The 14424-nt window shown below is 67.8% G+C and carries 14 protein-coding genes; 9 read left to right on the forward strand and 5 right to left on the reverse strand.

Features of this window, described 5'->3' with window-relative positions; genetic code table 11:
* The first annotated feature begins 110 nt into the window (after nt 1–110).
* Nucleotides 111–1016: a LysR family transcriptional regulator gene (locus ACNQQL_RS28450; RefSeq protein ID WP_347067342.1), complete on the forward strand. Its 906-nt coding sequence runs from the start codon at nt 111–113 to the stop codon at nt 1014–1016.
* A 159-nt stretch (nt 1017–1175) separates the two neighbouring features.
* Nucleotides 1176–1610: a universal stress protein gene (locus tag ACNQQL_RS28455; protein ID WP_072437253.1), complete on the forward strand. Its 435-nt coding sequence runs from the start codon at nt 1176–1178 to the stop codon at nt 1608–1610.
* A gap of 193 nt (nt 1611–1803) precedes the next feature.
* Here ACNQQL_RS28455 and aceA read toward each other — a convergent pair whose 3' ends face one another.
* The 3 genes from aceA to ACNQQL_RS28470 all read right to left on the reverse strand — a co-directional run bounded on the left by aceA (nt 1804) and on the right by ACNQQL_RS28470 (nt 5691).
* Nucleotides 1804–3111 carry an isocitrate lyase gene (aceA, locus tag ACNQQL_RS28460; RefSeq protein ID WP_072437069.1) on the reverse strand — a complete coding sequence of 436 codons (1308 nt, stop codon included), beginning with the start codon at nt 3109–3111 and terminating at the stop codon, nt 1804–1806.
* Nucleotides 3112–3520: 409 nt separating this feature from the next.
* Nucleotides 3521–5062: a DEAD/DEAH box helicase gene (locus ACNQQL_RS28465; RefSeq protein ID WP_347067344.1), complete on the reverse strand. Its 1542-nt coding sequence runs from the start codon at nt 5060–5062 to the stop codon at nt 3521–3523.
* Nucleotides 5063–5421: 359 nt separating this feature from the next.
* Nucleotides 5422–5691 carry an acyl-CoA-binding protein gene (locus ACNQQL_RS28470; protein ID WP_011352486.1) on the reverse strand — a complete coding sequence of 90 codons (270 nt, stop codon included), beginning with the start codon at nt 5689–5691 and terminating at the stop codon, nt 5422–5424.
* A 147-nt stretch (nt 5692–5838) separates the two neighbouring features.
* Between ACNQQL_RS28470 and tsaB the strand changes: the two genes are divergently transcribed.
* From tsaB to ACNQQL_RS28490, 4 genes are read left to right on the forward strand one after another with little or no spacing between them, the layout of a single operon-like run.
* Complete coding sequence (gene tsaB, locus ACNQQL_RS28475) at nt 5839–6606, forward strand: tRNA (adenosine(37)-N6)-threonylcarbamoyltransferase complex dimerization subunit type 1 TsaB (protein ID WP_347067347.1); 768 nt, start codon at nt 5839–5841, stop codon at nt 6604–6606.
* Nucleotides 6603–7103 (forward strand): ribosomal protein S18-alanine N-acetyltransferase, encoded by a 501-nt coding sequence (rimI, locus tag ACNQQL_RS28480; RefSeq protein ID WP_347067348.1) that lies wholly within the window; start codon nt 6603–6605, stop codon nt 7101–7103. The genes tsaB and rimI overlap by 4 nt, the downstream gene beginning before the upstream one ends.
* Entirely contained in the window at nt 7090–8103 is a 1014-nt protein-coding gene (locus tag ACNQQL_RS28485; RefSeq protein WP_347067350.1) for a uracil-DNA glycosylase, read from the forward strand. Before rimI ends, ACNQQL_RS28485 begins: the two co-directional genes overlap by 14 nt.
* Nucleotides 8100–9065 (forward strand): DUF1853 family protein, encoded by a 966-nt coding sequence (locus ACNQQL_RS28490; RefSeq protein WP_347067352.1) that lies wholly within the window; start codon nt 8100–8102, stop codon nt 9063–9065. Before ACNQQL_RS28485 ends, ACNQQL_RS28490 begins: the two co-directional genes overlap by 4 nt.
* 18 nt (nt 9066–9083) lie before the next feature.
* Here ACNQQL_RS28490 and thiD read toward each other — a convergent pair whose 3' ends face one another.
* Both thiD and lplT read right to left on the reverse strand, forming a co-directional pair.
* Nucleotides 9084–9893, reverse strand: coding sequence for a bifunctional hydroxymethylpyrimidine kinase/phosphomethylpyrimidine kinase (gene thiD, locus ACNQQL_RS28495; protein WP_347067354.1), 810 nt, complete (start codon nt 9891–9893; stop codon nt 9084–9086).
* Between the two features lie 58 nt (nt 9894–9951).
* Nucleotides 9952–11259 carry a lysophospholipid transporter LplT gene (gene lplT, locus ACNQQL_RS28500; RefSeq protein WP_347067356.1) on the reverse strand — a complete coding sequence of 436 codons (1308 nt, stop codon included), beginning with the start codon at nt 11257–11259 and terminating at the stop codon, nt 9952–9954.
* Nucleotides 11260–11477: 218 nt separating this feature from the next.
* Here lplT and alr point away from each other — a divergent pair, with 218 nt between their 5' ends.
* The 3 genes from alr (at nt 11478) to ACNQQL_RS28515 (ending at nt 14349) form a co-directional block, all read left to right on the forward strand.
* On the forward strand, nt 11478–12548 hold the full coding sequence (gene alr, locus ACNQQL_RS28505; protein ID WP_034184727.1) for an alanine racemase: 1071 nt from the start codon (nt 11478–11480) through the stop codon (nt 12546–12548).
* 11 nt (nt 12549–12559) lie between these two features.
* Nucleotides 12560–13936, forward strand: a complete 1377-nt coding sequence (gene radA, locus ACNQQL_RS28510) for a DNA repair protein RadA (protein WP_072437254.1) — start codon at nt 12560–12562, stop codon at nt 13934–13936.
* A gap of 146 nt (nt 13937–14082) precedes the next feature.
* A complete protein-coding gene (locus ACNQQL_RS28515; protein WP_034184728.1) occupies nt 14083–14349 on the forward strand; it encodes a DUF2866 domain-containing protein in 267 nt (88 codons plus the stop codon).
* Nucleotides 14350–14424: the final 75 nt, after the last annotated feature.

Genomic DNA, 14424 nt, shown 5'->3' on the forward strand with positions numbered 1-14424 from the left:
ATCGCAGATGCTAAAAAAGACGCTAATCATCACTTGATCTTTTACTTTTATATACATAATCTTTAGCGGCTTAAGCTATTTGAAGGGCGGCGGTGCCGTCCCTGCGAGTCATGGACCGGTTCAAACAGATCGAAACGTTCGCCGCGGTCGCGGCGAAAGGCAGCCTGTCGGCGGCCGCGCACGCGGAAGGCGTCGCGCCGGCGATCATCGGCCGCCGCCTCGACGCGCTCGAGGAGCGGCTCGGCGTCAAGCTGCTGGTGCGCACGACGCGCAAGCTCACGCTGACGTTCGAGGGGTCGGCATTCCTCGAGGATTGCCAGCGGGTCATCAACGACATGCAGAACGCGGAGGCGAGCGTGTCCGCCGGCGGCGTCAAGGCGAGCGGCCATCTGCGCGTTTCCGCGCCGGCCGGCTTCGGCCGGCGGCACGTCGCGCCGCTCGTGCCCGAGTTCAGCGGCGGGCATCCGGACGTGTCGGTCACGCTCGACCTGTCCGACCGGATGGTCGACCTCGTCAACGAAGGGTTCGATTGCGCGGTGCGGCTCGGCGAACTGCCGGACTCGTCGCTGGTGTCGCTGAAGCTCGGCGAGAATCGCCGCGTGTGCGTCGCGTCGCCCGCGTATCTCGCGCGGCGCGGCACGCCGGCCACGCTCGCGGAACTGGCGCGGCACAACTGCCTCGCGCTTGCGGCGAACGCGAACCAGCAGCGCGGCTGGGCGTTCCAGGAGGACGACAAGGTCGTGTCGATCCGCGTGAACGGCACGATGGAATGCTCGGACGGCGCGGTGCTGCACGAGTGGTGTCTCGCCGGCCACGGCCTGGCATGGCGCTCGTGGTGGGAGGTCGGCGACGACATCGCGGCCGGCCGGCTCGTCAGCGTGCTCGACGCGTTCGCCGCGCCGCCGATCGGCATCCACGCGGTGTTTCCGCAGCGCCGTCACCTGCCGCTGCGCGTGCGCCTGTTTCTCGATTACCTGAAGCACACGTACGAGCGGCCCGGTTATTGGGGCGAGTAGGCCGCGTATGCCCGCGCGTTTCCGATATGAGGGCGAACCCGCTGCCGGTGCCGGTTGCGCGGTTTCGCACACTACAATCGTAGGAGACATGACCGACGCGTGGCGGCCGGCTCGGACGGGATCGCGGCGCGCGGAGTGCGATTGACGAAGGAGGGCGCGATGTTCCGGCACATCCTCGTTCCAACCGACGGTTCCGAACTGTCGCAAAAGGCGATCGACGGCGCGATCGACCTGGCTCGCGCGGTCGGCGCGCGCGTGACGGCCTACGCGTGCCTGCCGCAGTATCCGTACTCGCCGTTTTCCGAAGTGATCATCGAGCCGCCCGCCGATTTCCGGGCGCGCAGCGAGCGCGAGGCGCGCGCGCACCTCGACGAGGTCGAATCGGCCGCGAAGGAGGCCGGCGTCGTCTGCGACACGTGGACCAGCGTGCATCCGTCGCCGTATCTCGGCATCATCGAGGCGGCCGAACGCGGCGGCTGCGACGTGATCTTCATGGCGTCCCACGGACGCCGCGGGCTCGGCAGCCTGCTGATCGGCAGCGAGACGCAGCGTGTGCTGACCCATACGAAAATTCCGGTGATCGTCTATCGGTAGGGCGGCGCCTGCTGTTGTGGCCGCGCGGGCGGCAGCAGGTTCGGCACCGTAGAAAAAGGGCGCGCCGGACGAAAGCCGGCGCGCGTCGTTGCTGGCGGCCCGCGGGCCGCGCGGCCGGTCGCGCGATCTGCATCGCGCGCCTGCCGTCTCCTCCCTGATTTTGTTCTGTTGCCGATGCCGCGCCGCTTGCGCGTTACGCGACCTTCTTGCCGTCGAAGAACTGTTCGTCTTCGGTCGAGCCGTGCAGCGCGGTCGTCGAAGCTTCGCGCTCGACCGTCTGCGTCACCGCGTCGAAGTAGCCGGTGCCGACTTCACGCTGATGCTTGACGGCCGTGAAGCCCTTGTCGGCGGCCGCGAACTCGGCCTGCTGCAGTTCGACGAACGCGCTCATCTGCGTCCGGGCATAGCCGTGCGCGAGGTTGAACATCGAGTAGTTCAGCGCATGGAAGCCGGCCAGCGTGATGAACTGGAACTTGTAGCCCATCGCGCCGAGTTCCTTCTGGAACTTCGCGATCGTCGCGTCGTCGAGGTTCTTCTTCCAGTTGAACGACGGCGAGCAGTTGTACGACAGCAGCTTGCCCGGGAACTGCTTGTGGATCGCTTCCGCGAACTTCTTCGCGTATTCGAGATCCGGCTTGCCGGTTTCGCACCAGATCAGGTCGGCATGCGGTGCGTACGCGAGACCGCGCGAGATCGCCTGCTCGAGGCCCGGCTTCGTGCGGAAGAAACCTTCCACCGTGCGCTCGCCCGTCAGGAACGGCTTGTCGTTGTCGTCGACGTCGGACGTGATCAGGTCGGCCGCTTCCGCGTCGGTACGTGCGACCAGCACGGTCGGCGTACCCATCACGTCGGCCGCGAGACGCGCAGCCGATAGCTTCGCGACGGCTTCGCGCGTCGGCACGAGCACCTTGCCGCCCATGTGGCCGCACTTCTTCACCGAAGCGAGCTGGTCCTCGAAGTGAACGCCCGATGCGCCTGCCTCGATCATCGCCTTCATCAGTTCGAACGCGTTCAGCACGCCGCCGAAACCGGCTTCCGCGTCGGCCACGATCGGCGCGAAGAAGTCGACATAGCCTTCGTCGCCCGGGTTCTTGCCTTCCGACCACTGGATCTGGTCGGCGCGCGTCAGCGTGTTGTTGATGCGCTTCACGACGAGCGGCACCGAGTTTGCCGGGTACAGCGACTGGTCCGGGTACATTTCGCCCGCGACGTTCGCGTCGCCGGCCACTTGCCAGCCGGACAGGTAGATGGCCTTCAGGCCGGCCTTCACCTGCTGCATCGCCTGGTTGCCGGTCAGCGCGCCGAGTGCGTTGACGAACGGCTCGTTGTTGATGAGGTTCCACAGCTTTTCCGCGCCGCGCTTGGCCAGCGTGTGCTCGATCGGGATCGAGCCGCGCAGGCGGACCACGTCCTCGGCCGAGTAGCCGCGCTTGATGCCTTTCCAGCGCGGATCGGTTTCCCATTGCTTTTGCAGTTCCTGTGCCTGTTGCTGACGCGACATGATGAGCTCCTTGATGCTGTGTGTTGCCTAATGGGTCGAATCTGACGATGGGAGTGCTGTTCTCGAAGCGGGAAGCGGTGCGTTCCGTTTCGTGAAGTCTTGTATAAGAGTCTAGGCAAATCGACGGGAGCGAAACAGCGGCTGTCTCAGAAAGTGCGTAAATTTTTAGTTGTTTTAAATCAAATGCTTGAATTCTTAATTTCAGGATAAGAAATGCTTTTTTCCATCCCGCAATCGTCTGGGTTGTGCCACGCAGCATGATTTTTTACGACGCAAAAAAATTTTTCGCATCGTGAAATTTCGGCGGGACGAAAAAAAACCGGCGCAGGTGCGCCGGTCGGCTGGATTGTCGGGACGGCCATCCGTAGGACAGCCAATCCGTGGGCGGCCAGTGGCCGCCCGTGCGTGCTTACGACGCGGAACTGCCGCGGCGCGGGCCGCTGCTGCGCTGGCCGTCGCGACGCGGGCCGCCGTCGCGGCTGCCGCCCGGCTTGCCGCTCCAGCCGCCGCCATTGCCGCCGCCGTAGCTGCGGCCGTTGCCGCCATGACCGCTGCCCGGCTTGCCGCCGAAACGCCGGCCGCCGCCGTTACCGCCGCCCGGACGGCCGCGGCCGCCGTTGCCGCCGCGCGGGGGCGCCGACTTGCGCGGCTCGAAACCTTCGATCACGTTGACCGGCAGCGGCGAGCGCACGAAGCGCTCGATGCGCTTGAGCGCGCCCTGTTCGGCGTGGTGCACGAGGCTCACCGCCGTACCCGAACGGCCCGCACGGCCCGTACGGCCGATACGGTGCACGTAGTCTTCCGCGAACTTCGGCAGGTCGTAGTTGAACACGTGCGTGATGCCCGGGATGTCGATGCCGCGTGCCGCGACGTCGGTCGCGACCAGCACGCGCACGCGGCGTTCGCGCAGCGCACGGATCGTGCGGTTACGCGCGCCCTGCGGCAGGTCGCCGTGCAGCGCGGCCGATTCGAAGCCTGCGTCGGCGAGACGGCCGGCGAGCTGGTCGGCGTCGATCTTGGTTGCCGTGAAGATGATCGCCTGGTCGAGCGCGTCGTCGCGCAGCAGGTGATCGAGCAGGCGATCCTTATGATCGCGGTCGTCGACGTAGTGCACGGTCTGCGCGATGTTCGCGCGCGACTCGAGGCGCTGCTGGATCTCGATGCGCTCGGGGTCCTTCAGCAGGCGGCCCGTCAGCGAACCGATCTTGCCGTCGAGCGTGGCCGAGAACAGCATCGTCTGGCGCGACGCGGGCGTCGCGGCGACGATCGTTTCGATATCGTCGATGAAGCCCATGTCGAGCATGCGGTCGGCTTCGTCGAGCACGAGCATCTTCAGCTCGGACAGGTCGATACGGCCGCGCTCGAGGTGGTCGAGCAGGCGGCCCGGCGTGGCGACCAGGATTTCGGGGTTCTTCGCGAGCAGCATCAGCTGCTGGCCATAGGCGACGCCGCCGAGGATGCTGACCGTGCGCAGGCGCTTCAGGTGCTTGCCGTAGGTCGATGCGGCCGTGGTGACCTGCATCGCGAGTTCGCGGGTCGGCGTCAGCACGAGCAGGCCCGGGCGCGCGACGGGTTGCGGGCGGCGCACGCGGCGGTCGCCCTGGTTCGGTTCGCGCGGCGCGCGCGGTTGCTGCGCCAGCGTCTTCTGGAGCTGCGCGAAACGTTCGATCGCGGGCAGCATGAATGCGGCCGTCTTGCCCGAACCGGTCGGGCTCGACACCAGCAGGTCGCGGCCGGCGATGCCGGCCGGAATCGCGCGCTGCTGGACCGGCGTCGGCTTCACATAGCCGGCGGCCTGCAGCGCGGAGACGATCTCCGGCGACAACCCGAGCGACGCGAAGCTCGGCTCGTCCGACGCCGGTTCGACCGCGGCCGGTGCGGCGGCGTCGTCGAGACCGAGCGCCTGGTCGGCGATCGCGTTGAGCGGGCTGGAGTTGATGCTCGAAGTCATAACAATCCTTGAAACACAGTGGGTGAAACGTCGGCGCCAATCGCGCATACCCAAGTCGTCGGATTCAGCGAGCAAATCGGGAAACGGGTGCAATCCGCCGAACAGTCGGCGGATGAGGCATTAGAAGCTGTTTTGGGTGCGGCGCGCTTCAGGAGCGGGGCCGCCAGCCTGATAAGTGACGACCGCGAGGGTCGAAGCAGGAGGGGACAGGTTCTAAACCGGATTGGAGCTTAACGCTACGAGGCGTCGGGCCGGAACGGCATGCGAGCCGAGCGCGGAGGTGACGCAGGCCGCATTATAAAGAGATTTGCTGCGCTGCGCCACTGATTTGATTGCCTATTGCGACCGGCGTGGTTCGGTCAGGAAGCCGTGCCGTTTTTCAGCGATTCGACGAGTTCGATGTACTGCTGCTTCGCGGCATCCTGCGACGTGCCCTTCAGTGCATCCCATGCGTCGTACTTGTATTTGCCGACGATGTCGGTGAAGCCCGGCTTGTCGCCGTGGGCATCGCCGTCGGTTGCTTGCTTGAAGAGCGCGTACAGACGCAGCAGGGTCAGGTTGCCCGGCCGTTCCGTCAGTTGCTTGACGTCGATCTGGGCCTGGTCGAATTGGGCGGTGAGTTCGCTCATCGGGTGTCTCCGTAAGGGTTTCAGGTCGGGCGATCTTAACAAGCGGACCGCCGCGCGGGGTCGAGCGATCCTTCCAAACCGCCGCCGGCGCCGCGCGCGTGCACGAATCGGGCCTGATCGCCCGTGGGAGCGGGGCGTCGCATTACAATGTCGGCCATGACGCAAACAGTGCTCCTCGCCATCGATACGTCGACCGAATACTGCTCGGTCGCGCTGCTGCGCTCGGCCCATGCCGATGACGCCGTTTCCACCCCGCAAACCTGGGTCCGCCACGAACAGACGGGCGCCGTGTCGAGCACGCGCGTGCTGCCGGCGATCCAGGAGCTTTTCGCCGAATCCGGGTTGACGCTCGCCGACTGCGACGCGATCGCGTTCGGCGCGGGCCCCGGCTCGTTCACCGGCCTGCGTACCGCGACCGGCATTACGCAGGGCCTCGCGTTCGGGCGCGGGCTGCCGGTCGTGCCGATCGGCACGCTGCTCGCGTGCGCGGAGCACGCGCGGCTGCGCGCGCCCGGCACGACCCGCGTGCTTGCCGCGCTGGACGCGCGGATGGACGAAGCCTACTGGGCGGACTTCGCGTGGGACGACAGCACCGGCGACTGGCGCACGGTGCATCCGGCATCGCTCGATGCGCCGGGTGCCGTCGGCGTGCCCGACGCGCCGTTCACGCTCGCGGGCAATGCGGCTGCCGCGTTCGGCGCGCAGCTGTCGGCCGCGGCGCGCGCGGCCGTGATCGACGGCGAAGCATTGCCGCATGCGCTGGCGGTCGCGCATGCCGCGTTGCGCGCGTTCCGCGCCGGGCGCACGGTACCGGCCGATCAGGCGGCGCCCGAATACGTGCGCGACAAGGTCGCGCAGACGACTGCCGAGCGGGTCGCGGCGCGGGCCGCGCAGACGGGCGGGGCGAAGGGATGACGGGTGTACTGCTGAGCGACCGCTATCTGGCGCCGATGACGGACGCGGATCTCGACGAGGTCGTTGCGATCGAGCAGGTCGCGTACGAATTCCCGTGGAGCCGCGGCAACTTCGAGGATTCGTTGCGCAACGGCTATCTGGGCGTGTGCCTGCGGCACGTGACGGGTTCGCTGATCGGTTATTGCGTGCTGATGCCCGTGATCGACGAGATGCACCTGCTGAACCTGTGTGTCGCGCCGGCCGCGCAGCGCGCGGGCGCGGGCCTCGCGCTGCTGCGCGAGGCCGTGCGCATTTCGCGCGCGGAGCGGCTCGACGGCGTGCTGCTCGAGGTGCGGCCGTCCAATCCGCGCGCGATCCATCTGTACGAGCGTTTCGGCTTCATGACGATCGGCCGGCGCAAGAACTACTATCCGGCGAAGCATCGCAGCCGGGAGGACGCGATCGTGATGCGTCTGACGCTGAACAAGGACGAGGGGGACGCGCATGGCGTGGGCTGAAGCGGCGCTCGAGGAAATGGGCCTCGCGCAGATCTGGGTGCGGCGCGGGCAGCGCGCGGACGAAGGCGCGGCAGCCGACGCGCCCGCCGTGGCGCAAACCGGTGCGGCGGACGACGTTTCCGCAGTGACGGCCGATCGGCCGGCGCGCGCGGTGCGTGCACCGGTGCAAGACGATGCGCCGCCGGCGGCCGTGCGAGCCGCCGAGGCCTCGCCGGCTCGCGAGCCGGGCATACCGGCTTCGGGCATACCGGCGCGTCGTGTCGTCGATGGCGATCGCGCACCTGTGCCGGCGGCCTCTGCCGATGCGATACCGCCGATGGGCGACGCACCCGACGATTTCGCCTGGTTCGACGCGGCGCCGCCGGGCGAGCCCGTGCCGGCCGAATCGCGTCCCGCCGAAACGCCGGTCGCGATGCTCGACTGGGATGCGCTGGCCGCGCGCGTGCGCGACTGCACACGCTGCCGGCTGTGCGAAAAGCGGACCAACACCGTGTTCGGCGTCGGCGACCGTGAGGCGGACTGGATGCTGATCGGCGAAGCGCCGGGCGAGAACGAGGACAAGCAGGGCGAGCCGTTCGTCGGCCAGGCCGGCAAGCTGCTCGACAACATGCTGCAGTCGCTGGCGCTCAAGCGCGGCGACAACGTGTATATCGCGAACGTGATCAAGTGCCGGCCGCCCGGCAACCGCAACCCGGAACCGGACGAGGTCGCAAGCTGCGAGCCTTATCTGCAGCGCCAGGTCGCGCTCGTGAAACCGAAGCTGATCGTCGCGCTCGGGCGCTTCGCCGCACAGACGTTGCTGAAGACGGACGCCAGCATCGCGTCGCTGCGCGGCCGCGTGCATGAGTACGAAGGCGTGCCGGTGATCGTCACCTACCACCCGGCGTACCTGTTGCGCAGCCTGCAGGACAAGTCGAAGGCGTGGGTCGACCTGTGCCTCGCGCGCGACACGTTCCGGCGCGCAGAGGGTGGCGACGCGAACGGGCCGGCCGGGCAATGACGACCGGCGCGGCGTTCGCATTCGTCGATACGCTGCGCGACGCCGCGGTTCGCGATCTGGGCTGGTTGCTCGCGAGCCCGAGCCTGCTGACCGCGGCACCCGGCGCGCCGCTCGCGCATCCGTGGCCGGATGCGGCAGGACAATCGGCCGTCGAGGCATGGCTCGCCGCGCTCGATGCGGCGCCCGAGGCGCTGCGCCGCGCGCTCGACGGGGTGCGGCCCACCCGGCTCGGCCGCTACGCCGAATGCCTGCTCGAGTATTTCCTTACGTACGGACCGTCGCTGCGGCTCGTTGCGGCCAATCTTCCGCTACGCAGCAACGGCCTGACGCTCGGCGAAGTCGATTTTCTCGTCGATGCGCCGGGCGGGCAGCGCCTGCACTGGGAACTCGCGGTGAAGTGCTATCTGTGCGCGCCGGTGCGCGACGGCGCGTCGCTCGCCGACTTCGTCGGCCCCAACCTCGTCGACCGGTTCGACCGCAAGCGCAGCCGGCTGCTCGACCACCAGCTGCGGCTCGGCGATCGCGCCGGGTTTACGCTGCTCGGCTACGGCGCGCCGTCCGACGCGCAGATGTTCATCAGGGGCTGGCTGTTCTATCCGCACGGCGCACCGTTGCCGCCGGTGTCCGCCGAAATCTCGCCGGATCACCCGCGCGGTTTCTGGCTGACGCATGCGCAGTGGCCGGCGTGGGCGGCCGCGCAGCGTGCCGGCGTTGCCTGGAGCGTGTTGCCGCGGCTTGCTTGGCTTGCACCGCGGCGTGTTGCAGCCGGCGCTGGTTTCGAACCCGAACCTCTCGCGGCCGCACTCGAACTGCCGTCCGTGCTGGCGACGCGTCAGGCTCCCGACCTGATCGGCATTTATGAACAGGGCGGCGATGGCACGTGGCGCGAGACGGCGCGCGGCTTCGTCGTGCCCGACGACTGGCCGGCGCGTGCGCAGGCATTCGCGGCGCAGGACAACTGACGCCGCGTCAGGCGGCGCTTACCACCAGCGATGGAAGTGATGAACCGGGCCGACGCCGTGGCCGACGTCGAGGCGGCCGCTCGCGGCGATCGCGCCGGTCAGGTAGGTCTTCGCTTCGCGCACCGCGCTTTCGAGATCGGGCCGCTGCGGCAGCAGCGCGGCAATCGCTGACGACAGCGTGCAGCCCGTGCCGTGCGTGTTGCTGACCGGCACGCGCGGGCCGTCGAGCCGCACGGTGTGCGCCGCATCGACGAGCCAGTCGGGGCTCGCGGCCGCGTCGGGCAGGTGGCCGCCTTTCATCAGCACGGCGCGCGCGCCCGTCTGCAGCAACGCCCGGCCTTGCCGGACCATGTCGTCTTCAGTGGTCGCGGGTGCGTCGCCGAGCAGCGCGGCCGCTTCGGGCAGGTTCGGCGTGACGACGGTCGCCAGCGGCAGCAGCGCATCGCGCAGCGCGTCGACCGCGTCGGGCGCGAGCAGCGCATGTGAACTCTTCGAGATCATCACCGTGTCGAGCACGACGAAGCGCGGCGCGTAACGGCGCAGCGCGTCGGCCACCGCGTGCACGATCGCCGCGTTCGCGAGCATCCCGATCTTGACCGCATCGATGCGGATGTCGTCGAACACCGCGTCGAGCTGCGCGGTCACGAACGCGGCGTCCGGCGCGTGCACGCCCGTCACGCCGCGCGTGTTCTGCGCGGTCAGCGCGGTGATCGCGCTGGCGCCATACGCGCTGAGTGCCGAAAACGTCTTCAGGTCGGCCTGGATGCCTGCGCCGCCGCCCGAATCGGAGCCGGCGATCGTCAGGATGTTGGGTATCGGGTGCGTCATGATGGCAACGCGCCGGTTCGAAGACCGGCGCCGGCGGACGGAAACGGGAAGTGTAGCGTCAGTGCCGCGCTTCGCCGATCAGCGCGACCGAGTCGAACTGACGCTGGTTCGCCTGGTGGCGGCGCATCACAAGCCACATCGTCAGGCAGACGAACGTGCCGAACAGCACGATCACGACGCCGACCGGCACGTCGAGCCACACGAGCACCGCATACAGGCACAGCATCACGAGCACCGACAGGTTCTCGTTGAAGTTCTGCACCGCGATCGAATGGCCGGCAGACAGCAGCACGTGGCCGCGGTGCTGCAGCAGCGCGTTCATCGGCACGACGAAGTAGCCCGACAGCGCGCCGACGCAGATCAGGAAGATATACGCGACGATCAGGTAGACGGGCATGCGCAGATGGCCGAAGTGCACGGCCCAGTGCGACGGGAACAGGTCGCGCGTGTAGAACGCCATCAGCATCACCGCGATGCCCATGATGATGCCGACGGGCAGCACGGTCAGCGACTTCTTCAGCGGTATCCGGGCGGCGGCGGCGATCGCGCCGGCCGCGACGCCGACCGCGACCACGGCCTGCAGGATCGCGCCTTCCGAAAGCGACATGCCGAGCGACACCTCGGCCCATTTCAGCACGATGAACTGCAGCGTCGCGCCCGCGCCCCAGAACAGCGTCGTGACCGCCAGCGAGATCTGGCCGAGCTTGTCGCGCCACAGCACCATGAAGCAGTCGGCGAAATCCGTGAGGAGCTTGACCGGGCCGCGTTCCTGCTTCGGATAGCGGGCGCCCGTATCGGGAATGCGCAGGTTGAACAGCGCGGCGACCACGTAGATCGCCATGATGATCGCCATCGCCGCTTCGGCGGGCGTGCCGATCCAGCCGGGCGTGTGCGCGATCACGTGCGATGCGATGTGCGGGCTGATCAGCGCGCCGCCGAGCACGGTGCCGAGAATGATCGAGCTGACGGTCGTACCTTCGATCCAGCCGTTCGCGGCGACCAGCCGATCGGCCGGCAGCAGCTCGGTGAGAATTCCGTATTTGGCGGGCGAGTAGGCCGCCGCGCCAAATCCGACGATCCCGTACGCGATCAGCGGGTGGGCGCCGAACAGCATGATCATGCAGCCGACCACCTTGATCGAGTTGGTGATGAACATCACGCGGCCCTTCGGGCGCGAATCCGCGAAAGCACCGACATACGCCGCCAACACCACATAGGACAACACGAAGAACAGCTTCAGCAGCGGTGTCATCCAGTTGGGGGCGTGGAGGTCTTTCAGCAGGGCGATGGCGGCGATGAGAAGCGCATTGTCGGCCAGCGACGAGAAAAACTGCGCGGCCATGATGGTGTAAAAACCTTTTTTCATCTGATGCGATGCTTTCGTCGCTGCGGCAGGGCCGCGTAGGCCGCCTGATATGCGATCGGCTTATTCCGTTCGAAATGGGTTGTGCGCACGGCTTTATAACATGAAAATACGCCAATTCGGACTAGCAAGATTCCCCGATCGTTCCGCAAATTGTCGGCTTCGGTGCTCAAAAGGCGCGGTAAGCTGATGATTCGCAAGCGTCTTTACGTAAATTTCCCATGCCGCGCCCGATCTCCGCCACCATCCACACCGCCGCTCTCGCGAACAATCTTTCCGTCGTCCGCCGCTTTGCCGGCCCGTCCAAGGTCTGGGCGGTCGTCAAGGCCAACGCGTACGGCCACGGTCTCGCCCGCGCGTTTCCCGGCCTGCGCGGCACCGACGGCTTCGGCCTGCTCGACCTCGACGAGGCCGTGAAGCTGCGCGAGCTCGGCTGGGCCGGCCCGATCCTGCTGCTCGAAGGCTTCTTCCGGTCGACCGACATCGACGTGATCGACCGCTACAGCCTGACGACGACCGTCCACAACGACGAGCAGATGCGGATGCTGGAAACGGCGCGGCTGTCGAAGCCCGTCAACGTGCAGCTCAAGATGAACAGCGGGATGAACCGGCTCGGCTACCTGCCGGAAAAATACCGTGCGGCCTGGGAGCGCGCCCGCGCGTGCCCAGGCATCGGCCAGATCACGTTGATGACCCATTTTTCGGACGCGGACAACGAGCGCGGCGTCGCCGAGCAGCTCGCGACGTTCGAGCGTGGCGCGGAAAACATCGCCGGCGCGCGCAGTCTCGCGAATTCGGCCGCCGTGCTGTGGCATCCGGATACGCACTTCGACTGGGTGCGGCCGGGGATCGTGCTGTACGGCGCGTCGCCGTCCGGGCTGTCGTCCGATATCGCCGACACGGGGCTGAAACCCGCGATGACGCTCGCGTCCGAGCTGATCGCGGTGCAAACGATCGGGAAAGGCCAGGCCATCGGCTATGGCTCGACGTTCTCCGCGCAGGCGCCGATGCGGATCGGCGTCGTCGCGTGCGGCTACGCGGACGGCTATCCGCGCGTCGCGCCCGAAGGCACGCCCGTGATCGTCGACGGCATCCGCACGCGTATCGTGGGCCGCGTGTCGATGGACATGATCACCGTCGACCTGACCCCGTGCCCGCAGGCCGGCGTCGGCGCGCGCGTCGAGCTGTGGGGCAATACACTGCCGATCGACGACGTCGCCCGCCATTGCGGCACGATCGGCTACGAGCTGATGTGCGCGGTCGCCGGCCGCGTGCCCGTGCGCGCGGAATAAGGGCGTTGCGCGTGGCCAAACAGAAAACCGTCTACGTCTGCAGCGAGTGCGGCGGGCAGACCCCGAAGTGGCAGGGGCAGTGTCCGTCGTGCCAGGCCTGGAATACGCTGGTCGAATCGGTCGCCGAGTCGCCGTCGGCCCACCGTTTCCAGTCGCTCGCGAAGCGGGCGCCCGTCCAGCGCCTCGTCGACATCGAAGCGGCCGACGTGCCGCGCTTCTCGACCGGCATCGGCGAATTCGACCGCGTGCTCGGCGGCGGGCTGGTCCCCGGCGGCGTCGTGCTGATCGGCGGCGATCCGGGCATCGGCAAGTCGACGCTGCTGCTGCAGTCGCTCGCGGACATCGCGAGCGAACGGCGCGCGCTCTATATCAGCGGCGAGGAATCGGCCGCGCAGATCGCGTTGCGCGCGCAACGGCTTGCGCTGCTCGACGGCGGTACGCCGGCGGCCGAGCTGCAGCTGCTCGCCGAGATCCAGCTCGAAAAGATCCAGGCCGCGATCGACGCGGAGCGGCCCGACGTGGCCGTGATCGACTCGATCCAGACCGTCTATTCGGAAGCGCTCACGTCGGCGCCGGGCTCGGTCGCGCAGGTGCGCGAATGCGCGGCGCAGCTCACGCGCATCGCGAAACAGTCGGGCACCGCGATCATCATGGTCGGGCATGTGACGAAGGAGGGCAACCTGGCCGGCCCGCGCGTGCTCGAGCACATCGTCGACACGGTGCTGTATTTCGAGGGCGACACGCATTCGTCGTTCCGGCTCGTGCGCGCGTTCAAGAACCGCTTCGGCGCGGTCAACGAACTCGGCGTGTTCGCGATGACCGAGCGCGGGCTGCGCGGCGTCGCGAATCCGTCCGCGCTGTTCCTGTCGCAGCACGAGCAGATCGTGCCCGGCTCGTGCGTGCTCGTCACGCAGGAAGGCACGCGCCCGCTGCTCGTCGAAATCCAGGCGCTGGTCGATACCGCGCACGTGCCGAACCCGCGCCGGCTCGCGGTCGGCCTCGAGCAGAACCGGCTCGCGATGCTGCTCGCGGTTCTGCACCGGCACGCGGGCATCGCGTGCTTCGACCAGGACGTGTTCCTCAATGCAGTGGGCGGCGTGAAGATCACCGAGCCGGCCGCCGACCTCGCGGTGCTGCTCGCGATCCATTCGTCGATGCGCAACAAGGCGCTGCCGAAGGGGCTGATCGTGTTCGGCGAAGTGGGGCTGGCGGGCGAGATCCGGCCGTCCCCGCGCGGGCAGGAGCGGCTGCGCGAGGCGGCGAAGCTCGGCTTCACGGCCGCGCTGATCCCGAAGGCGAATGCGCCGAAACAGCCGATCGAAGGGTTGAACGTGATGGCCGTCGAGCGGATCGAGCAGGCGATCGACCGCGTGCGCGATCTCGAGTGATCGGCCCGGCAGCCGTGCGGGCTGTGCCTGTCGGCGATCTGTCGCGTAATTCTCTGTAAAGAATATGTAGGCTGCTGTAACCCGCCGGACATCGCTTTTCCCTATCCTTTGCCGGATTGTCGAACCGCGCAATGCGAAGGGAACCTATGTTGAAATCGTATGGGGAAGCGCCGGGCGGACGCCTTTACAACCTGCGCGGCTGCCGCGTGTCGGAGCCGATTCGCCAGCCCTGGGGCGGCGGATGCCGGATCGTCGAATGGATCGACGAGGAAGGGCGCCTGGCGCGCAAGGTCGTGTCCGAGGACGTGACCGAAGCGGAAGTCGCCGCGGCGATCCGGCGGCCGACCGAAGGGCGCCGGTACCTGATGGGCGACGACGAGCAACTGCCGCGCGACACGCTGCCGCGGCGCTGAGCCGGCAGGCGGCCTGCGAACCGACGGACAAGGGCAGTAAAAAGGCCGGGCCAGTGCGCCCGGCCTTGTCGCATG

Source organism: Burkholderia sp. LFS061, assembly GCF_047978125.1.
Classification (GTDB): domain Bacteria; phylum Pseudomonadota; class Gammaproteobacteria; order Burkholderiales; family Burkholderiaceae; genus Burkholderia; species Burkholderia pyrrocinia_C.